Below are 15711 nucleotides of genomic sequence, written 5' to 3'. Positions count from 1 at the left end.
CGAGCGCGCCGACACGCAACCGCTGCTCGCGCGGTGGGTCGGATAATCTCGACGACGTGTCCGGAGCCGATCACCCCGACGACGAGCCCGCCTCGGCGGCTCCGAGGCCGCCCGGGACCCTGCGGATCGGCTCCCTCGCCGGCGCCGACGTGCTGGTCTCGTCCTCCTGGTTCCTGGTCGCCGGACTCCTCGCCGTGCTGCTGGCGCCGCGGGTCGAGGCCGTGCAGCCCGGGCTGGGGTTCTGGAAGTACGTCGCCGGGCTGGCGTTCGCGGTGCTGCTCTACCTGTCCGTGCTCCTGCACGAGGCCTCCCATGCGGCGATGGCCCGGCACTACGGGCATCCCGTCAGCTCGATCACCCTGCACTTCCTGGGTGGGATGACGGCCGTCGAGGGGGAGGCCCGCAGCCCGCGGCAGGAGTTCTGGATCGCGGTCGTCGGCCCGCTGACCTCGCTGGCCGTCGGCCTCGGCTCCCTGGCCCTGTGGCTCGTCCTGCCCGGTGGTCTGCTCAAGCTCGGCGTCGAGGCGTTGGTGTGGGCCAACCTCCTCGTCGGCGTGCTCAACCTGGTGCCCGGGCTGCCGCTCGACGGCGGGCGGGTGCTGAAGTCGCTGGTCTGGGGGCTCACCGGCAACATGCACCGAGGCACGCTGGTGGCGGGCTGGGGCGGCCGGGTGGCCGCCGTCCTGGTGCTGCTCTGGCCGCTCGCGCAGCAGCGGCTGCTCGGCACTCCGGCCACGGTGATCGACCTGGTGCTCTCGATCGTCGTCGCAGGCTTCCTGTGGACGGGAGCCACGGCGGCGATGTCGTCCGCGCGGCTGCGGCGCAAGCTGCCGAGCCTGGTCGGGCGCTCCCTGGCGCGGCGCACGCTCGCCGTTCCCGACGACCTACCGCTTGCGGAGGCGGTCAGGCGGGCGCAGGAGTCCGAGGCCGGCAGCATCGTCACCCTGACCTCTTCCGGCCAGCCGGTGGGCGTGGTCAGCGAGGCGGCCGTCCTGGCCACCCCGGAGGACCGGCGCCCGTGGGTGTCGGTGTCCGCGGTGGCCCGCACCCTCGACGCCGGGCTGTCGCTGCCCGCCGACATCGCGGGGGAGGAGCTGATCCTCGCGATCAGCCGGCGGCCTGCCGACGAGTACCTCCTGGTCGAGCCCGACGGGTCGATCTACGGCGTGCTGGCGACCTCCGACGTCGACCGCGCGTTCCGCGCCACCCGCTGACTAGGGTGCGGGCCATGACCGGACCCGAGGATGCTGCCGCCGACGTGCCGACCGAGGCCTGGTCGGGTGTACACCGAGGCCCACTCCGGGCCGGCGAGTGGGTGCGGCTGGTCGACCAGAAGGGACGACGGCACAACGTCGCGCTCGAGCCCGGGAAGCGGTTCTTCTCCAGCCGCGGCCACCTCGACCACGACGACCTGATCGGCCGCGAGGAGGGGTTCACCGTCGTCTCCTCGGCCGGTGGGGAGTACCTCGTGTTCCGGCCGCTGCTGACCGAGTTCGTGGTGTCGATGCCGCGCGGGGCCGCCGTGGTCTACCCGAAGGATGCCGCCCAGATCGTCGCCTTCACCGACATCTTCCCCGGCGCCCGGGTGGTCGAGGCGGGGGTCGGCTCGGGGGCGTTGACCTGCTCCCTGCTGCGGGCGGTGGGGCCCCAGGGCCGGGTGTCGTCGTACGAACGGCGCGAGGAGTTCGCCGACGTGGCCCGCCGCAACGTCACCCGCTTCTTCGGCGGCGAGCATCCCGCCTGGACGCTCTCGCTGGGCGACCTGAGCGAGGCGCTGCCGGCGTCCGGTGAGCGGGCCGACCGAGTGATCCTCGACATGCTGGCGCCCTGGGAGTGCGTCGATGCCGTGGCGGAGGCGCTGGTGCCCGGCGGCCTGGTCTGCGTCTACGTCGCCACCACCACCCAGCTGTCCCGGGTGGTCGAGACGATCCGCGCCCACGGGGCGTTCACCGAGCCGCACGCGTGGGAGTCCCTGGTCCGCGACTGGCACGTCGAGGGGCTGGCCGTGCGCCCCGGTCACTCGATGACCGGGCACACGGCGTTCCTCGTGACGGCACGCCGACTGGCGCCCGGCCAACGGGCACCGCTGAAGAAGCGCCGCCCGGCCCCCGGCGCGTACGGCCCCGACTACACCGGGCCACGGCCGCCCTGGCTCCCGCCTCAGGCCGACGCCGGCCAGGGCGACGGGTGAGGCCGGCGCGCGCCCGAGCGCGCGTTGGCCCGGCCCGGTAGTTCAAATCGTGACCAACTCGGGCGGGGAACGCCTTCCCTTCGGCGGTCACGCGGGTAATGTCCAGACACAGGGGTCACATCAGCGTGGTCCCGGAGCCGAGTCCAGACCTGGGGAGGCGAGCACATGTCGACGCCGGACGAGCGCGGACAGGCCGAGCACGAGGCCCAGGTGCGCTTCCTCGAGAACGAGGTCGAGGACCTCCGCCGGCGGCTCAGCGAGTCGCCCGCCAGCAGCCGGGGGCTGGAGATGCGGCTGGCCGACACCCAGCGCTCGCTCGCCGCGGTCACCCATCAGAACGAGAAGCTCGCGACCACGCTCCGCGAGGCGCGCGAGCAGATCACCAAGCTCAAGGAGGAGGTCGACCGGCTCGCCCAGCCGCCGGCCGGGTTCGGCACCTTCCTCGCTCGCAACGACGACGACTCCATCGACATCTTCACCGGCGGCCGCAAGCTGCGCGTCAGCGTCAGCCCCTCGGTCGACCTCGACAGCCTCCGCCGTGGCCAGGAGGTGATGCTCAACGAGGCGCTCAACGTGGTGGCGGCCTTCGACTTCGAGGAGGTCGGTGAGGTCGTCATGTTCAAGGAGCTCCTTGCCGACGGCGACCGGGCCCTGGTCATCGCCAACGCCGACGAGGAGCGCGTGGTCCGGCTGGCCGAGCCGCTGCGCGCGGAGACCCTGCGGGCCGGCGACTCCCTGCTGCTGGACTCCCGCGCGGGCTACGTCTACGAGCGGGTGCCCAAGTCCGAGGTCGAGGAGCTCGTGCTCGAAGAGGTCCCCGACATCGAGTACGACTCGATCGGTGGGCTCGCCGGCCAGATCGACCAGATCCGCGACGCGGTCGAGCTGCCCTACCTCTACCCCGAGCTGTTCGAGGAGCACCGGCTCAAGCCCCCGAAGGGGGTGCTGCTCTACGGCCCGCCCGGCTGCGGCAAGACCCTGATCGCCAAGGCCGTCGCCAACTCGCTGGCCAAGAAGGTCGCCGCCAAGACCGGCCAGGAGGGGAAGTCCTACTTCCTCAACATCAAGGGCCCCGAGCTCCTCAACAAGTACGTCGGCGAGACCGAGCGGCACATCCGCCTGGTGTTCCAGCGGGCCCGCGAGAAGGCCAGCCACGGCACGCCGGTGATCGTGTTCTTCGACGAGATGGACTCCCTGTTCCGCACCCGCGGCTCCGGGGTGTCCTCCGACGTCGAGAACACCATCGTGCCCCAGCTGCTGAGCGAGATCGACGGCGTCGAGACGCTGGAGAACGTGCTGGTGATCGGCGCCTCCAACCGCGAGGACATGATCGACCCGGCCATCCTGCGCCCCGGTCGTCTCGACGTGAAGATCAAGATCGAGCGTCCCGACGCCGAGTCCGCGCGCGACATCTTCAGCAAGTACCTCGTCACCGACCTGCCGCTGCACGCCGACGACCTGCGTGAGTTCTCCGGTGACGCCCAGGCCTGCGTCGAGGGCATGATCCAGGCCACCGTCGAGCGGATGTACACCGAGTCGGAGGAGAACCGCTTCCTCGAGGTGACCTACGCCAACGGCGACAAGGAGGTCCTCTACTTCAAGGACTTCAACTCCGGCGCGATGATCCAGAACATCGTCGACCGCGCCAAGAAGATGGCGATCAAGGACTTCCTCGACCACGACCAGAAGGGGCTGCGCGTGCAGCACCTGCTGGCCGCCTGCGTCGACGAGTTCAAGGAGAACGAGGACCTCCCCAACACCACCAACCCCGACGACTGGGCGCGGATCTCCGGCAAGAAGGGCGAGCGGATCGTCTTCATCCGCACCCTCATCACCGGCAAGCAGGGCACCGAGCCGGGCCGGTCGATCGACACGGTGTCCAACACCGGTCAGTACCTCTGAGCGGCTCCCTCACAGCTCGACCGAGCCGCCCAGCGGCAGGTCCAGCAGCCGTACGCCGGGGCACGCGGCGGCCAGCCGCCGTCTGAACAGCCGCCCGGGCCGGGTCATCCAGTCCAGGTTGCCCAGCTCCATCCCGCGGGCGTGGAACGTGCCGTAGTGGATCGGCAGCACGGCTCGCGGTCGGACCCGGCGGCACGCCTCGACCGCCTCCTCCGGGCCCATGTGGCCGGCCGACAGCCGAGGCCCCCAGCCACCGATCGGCAGCAGCGCGAGGTCGACGGTGCCGCCGGCCAGCTCGGGCAGCTCCGACATGTCGTCGTAGAGGCTGGTGTCGCCGGCGAACCACACGCTGCCCTCGGGGCTGCGCAGCAGATGGCCGTGGGCCTCGTTGGGCCGGTGCGGCATCGGACGGGAGTGGTGGTCGGCGCGCACCAGGCGGACCGTCACCCCGTCGTCGGGGTCCCCGGCCTCGTGGGTGGGCGCGGCCAGCCCCTCCGGGGTCATCCGGACCCAGTCGTCGTCGGCGGCACCCACGACGCGCGCGCCGACCCGCGAGGCCAGCCACCGTTCGTTGCGGGCGGCGCTGAGCATCGGCACTCCGGGCAGCATCCGCAACGAGGCGACCGATGCGTGGTCGGAGTGCAGGTGGGACACCAGCACCAGGTCGGAGCCGGTCCAGGCGGCGGGGTCCGGCGCCGGGCCGACGCGGCGCAGCGGCCCGGCATGCCGCCGCAGCAGCGGGTCGGTGAGGACCCGCACCCCGGCCAGGTCGAGGACGACCGTGGCGTGCCCGACCCAGGTTACCCGCACGGTGCACCTCCGGGCCTGCTCATGCGGTGGCCCGCCCGAGGTACATCCAGCCCCAGGGACGGCCGGTGCCGGCGAGTGGCTGCTCGGTGACCGACTCGACGTGGAGACCGGCCTCCACGAGGAGGGTCGGCACGTGCCGGGTGAGGTGGCAGCCGCCCGCGAGGCGCCGCTGCCACGGCTCCAGGCGGCGCTGCCAGCGGACCACCTCCGGCTGCGGGGCCAGGCCGTGCTCGAGGAAGTGCACCGCGCCGCCGGGCCGCAGCACCCGGCGTACCTCCGCCAGCGCGGCGGCCACGTCGGGGATCGGGCACAGCGTGAACGTGGTGAGCACCGCGTCGTAGGCGTCCGAGTCGGCGTCGAGGCGCTGCCCGTCGAGCCCGGTGCGCCGCACCGGCACGTCGGACCGATCCCGGCGACGCTCGGACAGCGCCCACGACACGTCCGCCGGCTCGACCGCATCGACGCAGGCCACCTGGTCGGGATAGAAGCGCACGTTCAGGCCGCTGCCGAAGCCGATCTCGAGCACCCGGCCGTGGAGGCCCGCGCAGGCGTCGGCCCGCAGCCGGCCCACCTCGTGACCGCGCAGCGAGCGGTCGGCCAGGCGGGGCAGGGCATGGTCGTTCCAGAGCCGCCCCAGGCCCATGCTCATGCCCCGACCTCCACCGCGCCAGGCTACGCGCGGCCGGGTGCCCGGACAGCGTCCGGGGCGCCCGCGTAGGCTCCACCCATGAGCGTGCGCCGGGTGATGGGCACCGAGGTGGAGTACGGCATCTCGGTGCAGGGCCAGCCGCTGGCCAACCCGATGCTGGCCTCCTCCCAGGTCGTCAACGCCTATGCCTCGGCCACCGCGCGGGCCCGACGGGCGCGCTGGGACTTCGAGGAGGAGTCGCCGCTGCGCGACGCCCGCGGCTTCGACATGTCGCGTCAGGTGGCCGACCCCAGCCAGCTCACCGACGAGGACCTCGGGCTGGCCAACGTGATCCTGACCAACGGCGCCCGCCTCTACGTCGACCACGCCCATCCGGAGTACTCCACGCCCGAGGTGACCACCCCGCTCGACATCGTCCGATGGGACAAGGCGGGGGAGCGGGTGATGCTGGACGCGGCGCGGCTGGCCGGACAGGTGCCGGGTGCCACGCCGATCGTGCTCTACAAGAACAACACCGACAACAAGGGCGCGTCCTACGGCGCCCACGAGAACTACCTGATGCGGCGCTCCACCCCGTTCGCCGACATCGTGCGCCACCTGACCCCGTTCTTCGTGACCCGTCAGGTGGTGGCCGGCGCGGGTCGGGTCGGGATCGGCCAGGACGGCCGCGACCACGGCTTCCAGATCAGTCAGCGTGCCGACTTCTTCGAGGTCGAGGTCGGCCTGGAGACCACGCTCAAGCGGCCGATCATCAACACCCGCGACGAGCCGCACGCGGACCCGGAGAAGTACCGCCGGCTCCACGTGATCCTCGGGGACGCCAACCTCGCCGAGGTGTCGACGTACCTCAAGATCGGGACCACCGCGCTGGTGCTGGCGATGATCGAGGACGGCTTCCTCGGCGACGAGCTCGCCCTGCAGACCCCGGTCGCCTCGCTGCGGGCGGTCTCCCACGACGCGACCCTGACCCACCAGGTGGCCCTGATCGACGGCCGCCGACTGACCGCGCTGCAGATCCAGCAGGACTACCTCGACCAGGCGCGGAAGTTCGTCGAGGACAGGTTCGGCAGCGACGCGGACCCGCAGACGCTGGACGTGCTGGCCCGTTGGGAGTCGGTGCTCGAGCGGCTGGCGCGTGACCCGATGGAGTGTGCCGGCGAGCTCGACTGGGTGGCCAAGCTCAAGCTGCTGACGCAGTACCGCGACCGCGACGGGCTCGACTGGGACGACGCCAAGCTGGCGCTGATCGACCTGCAGTACGCCGACCTGCGGCCCGAGAAGGGTCTCTACCACCGGCTCGCGGCCTCGGGACGGATCGAGCGGCTGCTCAGCGACGAGGACGTCGCGGCGGCGGTCAGCAGCCCGCCGGAGGACACCCGGGCCTACTTCCGTGGTCGTTGTCTGGACAAGTACGCCGACAACATCGCGGCGGCCTCGTGGGACTCGGTGATCTTCGACCTCCCTGGGCGGGAGTCGCTGCAACGCATCCCGACCATCGACCCGCTGCGCGGCACCCGGGCCCACGTCGGGTCGCTGCTGGATCGCTGTGACGACGCGGAGGCCCTTTTCACCGCGCTGACCAGGGCGGCCGGATAGGGTCGGAGACATGGCACAGGAGCAGAAGCAGCCCCGCAAGTCGACGGGTGCCGAGGAGAGCGTCGAGGAGGTCGCCGAGACCGACGTCGCCGAGCGCAAGGAGGCGCTGGACGACGACGTGGACGCGATCCTCGACGAGATCGACGAGGTGCTGGAGTCCAACGCGGAGGACTTCGTGAAGTCGTTCATCCAGAAGGGCGGGGAGTAGCCCGTGGCCGAGGGACCCCGGCTCGCGCCGGCGTACCTGCGACCCGGCACGGTCTCGTTCTCCGACTTCCTGTCCGCCGAGGCGCCCGAGCTGCTGCCCTCACGACGGGCGGTGCCCCAGGGCAACGCGGCCGACCTGGCGCCGCACGGCACCACGATCGTGGCGGCGACGTTCCCCGGCGGCGTGGTGATGGCCGGCGACCGGCGCGCCACGATGGGCAACATCATCGCCCAGCGCGACATCCAGAAGGTCTTCCCCGCCGATGAGTTCTCGGCCGTCGGCATCGCGGGCTCCGCGGGGCTGGCCGTCGAGCTGGTCCGGCTGTTCCAGACCGAGCTCGAGCACTACGAGAAGATCGAGGGCACGACGCTCTCGATGGACGGCAAGGCCAACCGTCTCGCCGCGCTGATCCGCGCCAACCTCGGCATGGCCATGCAGGGCCTGGCCGTGGTGCCGCTCTTCGCCGGCTTCGACCTCAGCGCAGACCAGGGCCGGATCTTCTCCTACGACGTGACCGGCGGTCGCTACGAGGAGACCGCCTTCCACTCCGTGGGCTCCGGCTCGCTGTTCGCACGCGGGTCGCTGAAGAAGCTCTACCGCGAGGACCTCAGCGAGGACGAGTGCGTCACCGCCACCGTGCAGGCGCTCTACGACGCCGCCGACGACGACTCCGCCACCGGCGGGCCCGACCTCACGCGGCGGATCTTCCCGGTCGTCCACGTGATCACCGCCCGCGGCGGCCACCGGATGACCGACGACGACGTCGCCGCCATCGCCGACCGGGTGATCGCCGGCCGGATGAACCGTCCCGACGGCCCGGCCGCGGCCCTGACGTGAGCGGGAGGTTCGACCGATGAGCATGCCGTTCTACGTGTCGCCGGAACAGCTGATGAAGGACCGGGCGGACTTCGCCCGCAAGGGCATCGCCCGCGGCCGCTCGGTGGTGGTCGTCCAGTACGCCGACGGCGTGCTGTTCGTGTCCGAGAACCCGTCCCAGGCACTGCACAAGGTGTCGGAGATCTACGACCGCATCGCGTTCGCCGCGGTCGGTCGCTACAACGAGTTCGAGAACCTGCGGATCGCCGGTGTCCGGCTGGCCGACATGCGCGGCTACGCCTACGACCGGCGCGACGTCACCGGTCGCGGCCTGGCCAACGCCTACGCCCAGACCCTCGGCACGATCTTCTCCTCCGGGGGCGAGAAGCCCTACGAGGTGGAGCTGTTCGTGGCCGAGATCGGTGACGCGGCCGCCGACGACCAGGTCTACCGGCTCACCTACGACGGCCAGGTGGCCGACGAGCACGGCTTCGCCGTGATGGGCGGCGCCGCCGACGAGGTGGCCGGCTATCTCCAGGACCGGTTCGAGGACGCGATGACGCTGGAGGCCGCGCTGGCGCTCGCGGTCGCCGCGCTGGGTCACACCGACGGTGCCGACCGGGTGATCCCGGCGGCTCACCTGGAGGTGGCGGTGCTCGACCGCACCCGCACGCAGCCGCGCAAGTTCGCACGCATCGTCGGTGACCGGCTCCGGGTGCTGCTGGGCGACCGGGGCCCGGAGGAGCCGGCCGAGGAGGCCCACGAGGAGTCGGTCCCCGAGGAGTCGGGCGGCGACGGGTCGGGCGGCGACGGGTCGGGGAGCGACGGGTCGGGCGGCGAGGCCGGCGGGCGGACCGGGGGAGACGGCGACGACGAGCCGCCCATCGCCCCACCGCTGGCCTGAGGGCGGCGCGGCCCGTGGACGGCGCCTGGGAGCAGGTCGGCCCGGACCGGACGGCGTACCAGGGCTTCGTGCGGGTCATCCACCGCACCCTGCGGCTGCCCGACGGGCGCGAGGCGGTCTGGGACATGCTCGACGCGCCGGCGACGGCCACCGTGCTGCCGTTGACCGTCGACGGCGACGTGGTGCTGGTCCGGCAGTTCCGCGCCGGCCCGATGGCGCAGGTGCTCAGCCTGCCCGGCGGCCTGGTGGAGGAGGGCGAGCCGCCGGAGGCCGCGGCCGCGCGCGAGCTGCGGGAGGAGACCGGCTACGCCGCCGAGCTGATCGAGCCCGTGGTCGCGATCCACGCGAACTTCCGCACCCGGCCGTCGTACACCCTGGTCGCCCGTGGCTGCCGTGTCGTCGGCGAGCCCGACCTGGACGACTTCGAGGACTGTGAGCCGGTCGTCGTGTCGGTCGCCGAGCTGCGCCGGTTGCTACGCCGAGGCGAGGTCGTCACCGCCGAGCAGGCGTACCTGGCCCTGGACTTCCTGGGGTTGCTGTGAGGGTGCGGTTTGGGCACAAACGTCACCCATCGGCGGCACCGGGCTGCACTTTCCGCACAATCGCGGCCCCGTAGGTCGCAGCTACCCGCCGGACTGAGCCGCTATCCACAACACGCGCCTGAGGTGATTGCAGACTCCAACAACGGGGCACGCTCCCGGCCATGGAACCACGCTCAGAGGCGATCCGTGGAGCAGTGCGATCGCCGGCCTACGAACGAGTGAGTCATGGGCTGTATCTCCCACGCAAGGCCGCTCTTCCGACCCGCGTCGCACTTCTCCGCGGTTTGCAGGCTTACACGCTGGTGCTGCCACCGGACGCCGGTTTCACCCACATCTCTGCGGCGCAGGTTCGTGGTTGGAGCCTGCCGCGCCTGCCGGTCCTGCCGCCCGTCTTCGCGGCTGGCAAGTCACACCATCAGCCGCGCCGCGCCGGGTTGGTCTACTCGCGCCTTCGGGGCCTTGCAGAGCCGGAGCGGGTGGCCGGGGTTCCCCTGGTCAGCAGCGCCGAGGCACTCCTGCGCTCGGCCCGGGACCTGGGCACGCTCGACCTAGTGGTGATGCTCGACTCGGCGCTTCGTTCCGGCGGCTGCGACACTGCGGACCTCGAGTTCATCGCCTCGTCGTCTCGGCCAGGCGCGCGGCGGCTGAGGGTTGCCCTGTCGTGGTCAGACGCGCGCGCCGAGTCACCCTTCGAGACGCTGCTCCGGCTGTTCCACGAGTTTGCGGGCATCGAGGTGGAGCCTCAGTTCCCAGTGCTCGACACGGACGGGAGGCTGCTGGCCCGGGCCGACCTCCGGGTCAAGGGCACCCCGCTGTTGCATGAGTACGACGGGGCAGGACACGCGCAACAGGCACAGCGCGCCTGGGATCTTCGCAGGCAGCGCCGCCTGACCGGCTCCAGCTACGTTCGACAAGGCTTCGTGGCCGAGGATCTCTTGCTCTACCCGCTGGCGACGCTGCAGGAGATCGACCGCGCTGTGGGCAGGACCCACCACCCAGGCCGCATCGCTCGCTGGAAGCGTGAAGTCGAGCTGTCGTCGTACTCGGTCCAGGGCCGGCAGCGACTCCTGAATCGCTGGCTGGCGTACCCGGGCTTCAACGATTGTGCAAAAGCTGCATGACCTGGTCGCGATTTCATGACGTTTGTGCCAAAACGACGGAACCCAACGCCCCACCGCACACCCCCCACCCCACCCCGCCACGTAGGCTCTACCCCGTGGACCGGCGCATCTTCGGGATCGAGAACGAGTACGGCGTGACGTGCACGTTCCGAGGACAGCGCCGGCTGAGCCCCGACGAGGTGGCCCGCTACCTGTTCCGCAAGGTCGTCAGCTGGGGGCGCAGCTCCAACGTGTTCCTGCGCAACGGTGCCCGGCTCTATCTCGACGTCGGGTCCCACCCCGAGTACGCCACGCCCGAGTGCGACGACGTGGCCGAGCTGGTCACCCACGACAAGGCGGGAGAGCGGATCCTCGAGGGGCTGCTCAAGGATGCCGAGCAGCGGCTCCATGACGAGGGCATCGCGGGCGACATCTACCTGTTCAAGAACAACACCGACTCGGCCGGCAACTCCTACGGCTGCCACGAGAACTATCTCGTCGGGCGGCAGGGCGAGTTCGCGCGGCTCGCCGACATCCTGATCCCGTTCCTGGTCACCCGGCAGATCGTGGTGGGCGCCGGCAAGATCACCCAGACCCCCCGCGGTGCGTCGTACGCCGTCTCGCAGCGCGCCGAGCACATCTGGGAAGGGGTCTCCAGCGCCACCACCCGCAGCCGGCCGATCATCAACACCCGCGACGAGCCGCACGCCGACGCCGAGAAGTACCGCCGCCTCCATGTCATCGTCGGCGACTCCAACATGAGTGAGACCACCACGATGCTCAAGGTGGCCTCCTGCGACCTGGTGCTGCGGATGATCGAGGAGGGGGTGGTGATGCGCGATCTCACCCTCGAGAACCCGATCCGCGCCATCCGTGAGATCGCCCACGACGTCAGCGGCCGGCGCAAGGTGCGGCTCGCCAACGGCCGCGAGGCCAGCGCCCTCGACATCCAGCACGAGTACCTCACCCGCGCCCGAGACTTCGTCGACCGTCGTGAGCTGTCCACGCCGGTGATCGCGCGCTCCCTCGACCTCTGGGAGCGGGGTCTCAAGGCGGTGGAGTCGGAGGACCTCGGGCTCGTCGACCGTGAGATCGACTGGGTCATCAAGTGGAAGCTGATCGACCGCTACCGAGCCAAGCACGGCCTGCCGCTGGGGCACCCCCGGATCGCCCAGCTCGACCTGGCCTACCACGACATCCACCGCCAGCGCGGCCTCTACTACCTGCTGGAGAAGAAGGGCGCGGTCGCCCGGGTGACCACCGACCTGAAGATCTTCGAGGCCAAGTCGGTGCCGCCGCAGACCACCCGCGCCCGGCTGCGGGGTGACTTCATCAAGAAGGCCCAGGAGCGGCGGCGCGACTTCACCGTCGACTGGGTGCACCTCAAGCTCAACGACCAGGCCCAGCGCACCGTGCTGTGCAAGGACCCGTTCCGTGCCACCGACGAGCGGGTGCAGCGGCTCATCGACGGCATGTGAGGACTGGTCCGGTCCGGGTCCCGGCCGTGCCGAGAACCTTCAGGTACGCCGGATAGGGTGGCCCAGCCCGCACTGCTCGACTCCTTCGAAGGTTGCCCCATGCCCCGACCCCTCCGCCGTCTTCTCCTGCCTGTCGCCGCGCTGCTCCTGCTCGCGGGACTGGCGGCGTGCGGCGACAGCTCCGACGACCCGAAGGAAGCCTCGGCCGACTCCGCGCCGGCCTCGAGCGGCACGGCGTCCGACGCACCGTCGGCCTCCGCCGAGGACAAGGCCGCCCTCGCGACGCTCAAGGTCACCGGAGACTTCGGCAAGGAGCCCAAGGTCGAGTTCTCCAAGGTGGTGGAGGCCACCGGTCTGGCCAGCACGACCATCACCGAGGGCGACGGCCCGGCGGTGGCCGAGGGCGACAGCGTGTTCGCGCAGTTCTGGGTCGGCAACGGCGCGACCCAGAAGCAGGTCTACAGCAGCTACGACGGCAAGCCGCAGCTGCTGACCCTGTCCGACAGCCTGATCCCGGCGATCCGCGACTCCCTCGTCGGCGTCAAGTTCGGCTCCCGGGTGCTGGTCGTCTCCGCGCCCGCGCAGGCGTTCGGCGACACGGGCAACACCCAGCTCGGGATCGGCAACGCCGACAGCGTGGTCTTCGTCATCGACGTGGTCAGCCAGCTCCCCGACGGCCCGTCCGGCACCGACCGGACGCCGGCGGCCTGGGCGCCGAAGATCGTCTCCACCGACGACGTCCCGACCGCGCTCGACTTCGCCGCGGCCGGCAAGCCGTCGGGCAGGTTCCAGCGCACCACCGTGATCCAGGGCAACGGCCCGGTCACCAAGACCGGCGACCACCTCTACGTCAACTACCTCGGCCAGGTCTATGGCGGCGACAAGCCGTTCGACGACTCCTACTCCCGAGGCACGCCCTTCGACTTCGACCTCGGCGCCGGCCGGGTGGTGGCCGGGTGGGACCAGGGTCTGGTCGGCGTCAAGGTCGGCAGCCGGGTGATCCTCCAGGTGCCGCCGAAGCTGGGCTACGGCGAGTCGGGCTCGCCCGATGCTGGCATCAAGGGGACCGACACGATGTACTTCGTCGTGGACGTGCTCGCCGCCAACTGAGCCGTCCGCCTCGACGCCCGTCCGGATCGGCCGGACGGGCCTCGACCGACCGACGGGAGGGACGCACCGACGTGGCCGCGCCGAAGAGCGAGCGCCTGCTCAACCTGCTCATCATGCTCCTGGTCCAGCGCCGTTTCGTCGCCAAGGAGCGGATCCGCGAGATCCTCTACCCCGGGCAGGGGACCGACGCCTTCGAGAAGATGTTCGAGCGCGACAAGGAGGAGCTGCGCAGCCTCGGGGTGCCCATCGAGGTCGGGCAGATGGATGCCTTCTTCGACGACGAGCCCGGCTACCGCATCCGCCCCGACGAGTTCGCGCTGCCCGAGGTCTCGCTGGAGGCCGACGAGGCCGCGGTGCTCGGCGTCGCGGCGAAGGTCTGGGAGCACACCCGGCTCGCCGACGCCACCTCCGATGCCGTCCGCAAGCTCACCACGGCCGGCGTACCCGTCGACGAGTCGGCGCTCGACCTGGTGCAGCCTCGGCTGCTCGCCGACGAGCCGGCGTTCGACGTCTTCTGGGAGGCGACCCTCGAGCGCAGCCAGGTCGCCTTCGACTACCGCCGGGCCGCCAACCCGGTCGCCACCCGCCATCTGCAGCCGTGGGGGGTCGTCCGCTTCTCCGGCCGCTGGTACGTCGTCGGCTACGACACCGACCGTCGCGACGAGCGCATCTTCCGGCTGTCACGGGTCGAGGGACTGCCCCACAAGGAGGGCGACCCCGGCGCCTTCGAGGTGCCCTCCGGGACCGACGTCCGGGAGATCGCTCGTCGGCTCGCGCCCACACCGCCGGCCGAGCCGGCGTTCGTTCTGGTCCGGCAGGGGGCCGGCCACGGGCTGCGCCGCAAGGCCGTCGCGGTCGAGGAGGGGGTGCCCGGGCCCGACGGCGGCACCGGCTGGGACCGCCTCGAGCTGCGTCGCGGCGCCCTGGCCGACGAGGTGCTGTCCTACGGGCCGGACGCCTTCGTGGAGCGCCCCGAGCACCTGCGCGGCGAGGTGGTCGCCCGGCTCCGCGCGACGGTCGGGGCGTCCGGATGAGCGCCGTGGTCAGCGGGGCCAAGGAGCAGGTGGCCCGGTTGCTCACCCTGGTGCCCTACCTCCACTCCCGAGGCGAGGTGCGCCTCGAGGATGCCGCGCGTGACCTCGGGATGACGCCGGCGCAGCTGCTGCGCGACCTCCGCGTGCTGCTGATGTGCGGCCTGCCCGGCGGCTACCCCGATGACCTGATCGACGTCGACCTCGACGCGCTCGAGGACCCCGAGGGCGATGGCGTGATCCGGGTCTCCAACGCCGACTACCTCGCCCGGCCGCTGCGCCTGACCGCCATCGAGGCGAGCGCGCTGATCGTGGCGCTGCGCGCGCTGCGCAGCGAGTCGGGCGCCGACACCCGTGACGTGGTCGACCGGGTGCTGGCCAAGCTCGAGGCGGCCGCCGCGTCCGGCACCCACGCCGGCAGCATCGACGTCGGTGAGAGCGTCGACGCCTCCGCGCGGCTGCGTGCGACGCTCGGCGACGCGGTGCGCCGCCAGCGGCAGCTGCGGCTGACCTACTACGTGCCCAGCCGCGACGAGGAGTCCGAGCGGGTCGTCGACCCCCGCGGGACCGTGACCGCGGGCGGGGTCGACTATCTCGACGCCTACTGCCACAGCGCCGACGCGCCGCGCCTGTTCCGGCTCGACCGGATCCACCAGGCAGAGGTCCTGGAGACCGAGGTCGCCGACCCCGCGCCGCCGCGCCGGGTGGACGAGGGCTTCCTGCTCGCGGAGCAGGACACGACGCTGGTCCGGCTGCGGCTGGCGCCCGAGGCCCGCTGGGTGCCCGACTACTACTCCCTGGAGTCCGTACGCCGGCGCGCGGGGGGAGTCCTGGAGGTCACCATGCGGGTCGCCGACCCGCGCTGGCTCGAGCGGTTCCTGCTCCGGCTGACGCCCTACGCCACCGTCCTCGATCCCCCCGACCTGGCCACTTCCCACCTCAAGGCCGCACAGGACGCGCTCAGGTGGTACACATGACCCGTCACGTGGTCGTCCGTACCATGGACAGCACACACTTCGAGGTGAGGAAACCATGATCACTCCGCTTGTCACCATGCCCGGTGGATGGGAGCTCATCGTCATCGTCTTGGTGATCGTGCTGCTGTTCGGCGCCAAGAAGCTCCCCGAGCTGGCCCGCGGTAGCGGCCAGGCGCTGCGGATCTTCAAGGACGAGACCAAGGGCCTGCGCACCGACGACGACCAGATCACCCCGGAGGAGCGGGAGATCGAGGCTCGCCGCACCGAGGCCGAGGCCGACCGCGCCCGCGAGCAGCGCCCCGACGACACCACCGCCTGACCCACCCCACGACGGACGTGTTCGGCTCCGGGCTCTTCCGCCTGTTCTCAGGAAAGCCGGCACACCCCGTCGGCGACG

At 71.5% G+C, this 15711-nt stretch carries 16 protein-coding genes; 14 read left to right on the top strand and 2 right to left on the bottom strand.

Going from position 1 to position 15711, the window contains the following annotated elements; genetic code table 11:
- The first annotated feature begins 56 nt into the window (after positions 1–56).
- The 3 genes from R2740_RS07960 to arc all read left to right on the top strand — a co-directional run bounded on the left by R2740_RS07960 (position 57) and on the right by arc (position 4093).
- Positions 57–1214 carry a site-2 protease family protein gene (locus R2740_RS07960; protein WP_371302153.1) on the top strand — a complete coding sequence of 386 codons (1158 nt, stop codon included), beginning with the start codon at positions 57–59 and terminating at the stop codon, positions 1212–1214.
- A gap of 14 nt (positions 1215–1228) precedes the next feature.
- Positions 1229–2191 (top strand): tRNA (adenine-N1)-methyltransferase, encoded by a 963-nt coding sequence (locus tag R2740_RS07955; protein WP_371302152.1) that lies wholly within the window; start codon positions 1229–1231, stop codon positions 2189–2191.
- Positions 2192–2356: 165 nt separating this feature from the next.
- A complete protein-coding gene (arc, locus tag R2740_RS07950; protein ID WP_371302151.1) occupies positions 2357–4093 on the top strand; it encodes a proteasome ATPase in 1737 nt (578 codons plus the stop codon).
- 9 nt (positions 4094–4102) lie between these two features.
- Here arc and R2740_RS07945 read toward each other — a convergent pair whose 3' ends face one another.
- On the bottom strand, positions 4103–4903 hold the full coding sequence (locus R2740_RS07945) for an MBL fold metallo-hydrolase (protein WP_371302150.1): 801 nt from the start codon (positions 4901–4903) through the stop codon (positions 4103–4105).
- A 19-nt stretch (positions 4904–4922) separates the two neighbouring features.
- The gene (locus R2740_RS07940) at positions 4923–5552 is read right to left on the bottom strand and encodes a class I SAM-dependent methyltransferase (protein ID WP_371302149.1); all 630 of its coding nucleotides are present in this window, start codon (positions 5550–5552) and stop codon (positions 4923–4925) included.
- A gap of 78 nt (positions 5553–5630) precedes the next feature.
- On the opposite strand from R2740_RS07940, the gene dop reads away from it, so the two are divergent.
- The 11 genes from dop (at position 5631) to tatA (ending at position 15633) form a co-directional block, all read left to right on the top strand.
- Positions 5631–7148, top strand: a complete 1518-nt coding sequence (dop, locus tag R2740_RS07935) for a depupylase/deamidase Dop (protein WP_371302148.1) — start codon at positions 5631–5633, stop codon at positions 7146–7148.
- Positions 7149–7158: 10 nt separating this feature from the next.
- Entirely contained in the window at positions 7159–7356 is a 198-nt protein-coding gene (locus R2740_RS07930; RefSeq protein WP_371302147.1) for a ubiquitin-like protein Pup, read from the top strand.
- A 3-nt stretch (positions 7357–7359) separates the two neighbouring features.
- Positions 7360–8193 (top strand): proteasome subunit beta, encoded by an 834-nt coding sequence (prcB, locus tag R2740_RS07925; protein WP_371302146.1) that lies wholly within the window; start codon positions 7360–7362, stop codon positions 8191–8193.
- 16 nt (positions 8194–8209) lie between these two features.
- The gene (gene prcA / locus R2740_RS07920) at positions 8210–9076 is read left to right on the top strand and encodes a proteasome subunit alpha (RefSeq protein WP_371302145.1); all 867 of its coding nucleotides are present in this window, start codon (positions 8210–8212) and stop codon (positions 9074–9076) included.
- Positions 9077–9090: 14 nt separating this feature from the next.
- On the top strand, positions 9091–9618 hold the full coding sequence (locus R2740_RS07915; RefSeq protein WP_371302144.1) for an NUDIX hydrolase: 528 nt from the start codon (positions 9091–9093) through the stop codon (positions 9616–9618).
- A 302-nt stretch (positions 9619–9920) separates the two neighbouring features.
- Positions 9921–10739 (top strand): hypothetical protein, encoded by an 819-nt coding sequence (locus tag R2740_RS07910; RefSeq protein ID WP_371302143.1) that lies wholly within the window; start codon positions 9921–9923, stop codon positions 10737–10739.
- A 95-nt stretch (positions 10740–10834) separates the two neighbouring features.
- Positions 10835–12196: a Pup--protein ligase gene (pafA, locus tag R2740_RS07905; RefSeq protein ID WP_371302142.1), complete on the top strand. Its 1362-nt coding sequence runs from the start codon at positions 10835–10837 to the stop codon at positions 12194–12196.
- A gap of 99 nt (positions 12197–12295) precedes the next feature.
- Positions 12296–13306, top strand: coding sequence for an FKBP-type peptidyl-prolyl cis-trans isomerase (locus tag R2740_RS07900; RefSeq protein ID WP_371302141.1), 1011 nt, complete (start codon positions 12296–12298; stop codon positions 13304–13306).
- Positions 13307–13377: 71 nt separating this feature from the next.
- Positions 13378–14340: a helix-turn-helix transcriptional regulator gene (locus tag R2740_RS07895; RefSeq protein ID WP_371302140.1), complete on the top strand. Its 963-nt coding sequence runs from the start codon at positions 13378–13380 to the stop codon at positions 14338–14340.
- On the top strand, positions 14337–15314 hold the full coding sequence (locus R2740_RS07890; protein WP_371302139.1) for a helix-turn-helix transcriptional regulator: 978 nt from the start codon (positions 14337–14339) through the stop codon (positions 15312–15314). The genes R2740_RS07895 and R2740_RS07890 overlap by 4 nt, the downstream gene beginning before the upstream one ends.
- Before the next feature lie 55 nt (positions 15315–15369).
- Positions 15370–15633, top strand: a complete 264-nt coding sequence (gene tatA, locus R2740_RS07885) for a twin-arginine translocase TatA/TatE family subunit (protein ID WP_371302138.1) — start codon at positions 15370–15372, stop codon at positions 15631–15633.
- The last annotated feature ends 78 nt before the right edge of the window (positions 15634–15711 follow it).

This window comes from Nocardioides sp. (genome assembly GCF_041393715.1).
Taxonomy (GTDB): Bacteria; Actinomycetota; Actinomycetes; order Propionibacteriales; family Nocardioidaceae; genus Nocardioides.
Note: the sequence above shows the minus strand (reverse complement) of the source record. Positions and strands in the feature narration are given on the sequence as shown.

What these genes read in the sequence shown, in the direction of transcription:
- prcA (WP_371302145.1), top strand. Translation starts at nt 8,210, where the DNA reads ATGAGCATGCCGTTCTACGTGTCGCCGGAACAGCTGATGAAGGACCGG.
- R2740_RS07900 (WP_371302141.1), top strand. Translation starts at nt 12,296, where the DNA reads ATGCCCCGACCCCTCCGCCGTCTTCTCCTGCCTGTCGCCGCGCTGCTC.
- dop (WP_371302148.1), top strand. Translation starts at nt 5,631, where the DNA reads ATGAGCGTGCGCCGGGTGATGGGCACCGAGGTGGAGTACGGCATCTCG.
- R2740_RS07955 (WP_371302152.1), top strand. Translation starts at nt 1,229, where the DNA reads ATGACCGGACCCGAGGATGCTGCCGCCGACGTGCCGACCGAGGCCTGG.
- arc (WP_371302151.1), top strand. Translation starts at nt 2,357, where the DNA reads ATGTCGACGCCGGACGAGCGCGGACAGGCCGAGCACGAGGCCCAGGTG.
- tatA (WP_371302138.1), top strand. Translation starts at nt 15,370, where the DNA reads ATGATCACTCCGCTTGTCACCATGCCCGGTGGATGGGAGCTCATCGTC.
- R2740_RS07890 (WP_371302139.1), top strand. Translation starts at nt 14,337, where the DNA reads ATGAGCGCCGTGGTCAGCGGGGCCAAGGAGCAGGTGGCCCGGTTGCTC.
- R2740_RS07930 (WP_371302147.1), top strand. Translation starts at nt 7,159, where the DNA reads ATGGCACAGGAGCAGAAGCAGCCCCGCAAGTCGACGGGTGCCGAGGAG.
- R2740_RS07940 (WP_371302149.1), bottom strand. Translation starts at nt 5,552, where the DNA reads ATGAGCATGGGCCTGGGGCGGCTCTGGAACGACCATGCCCTGCCCCGC.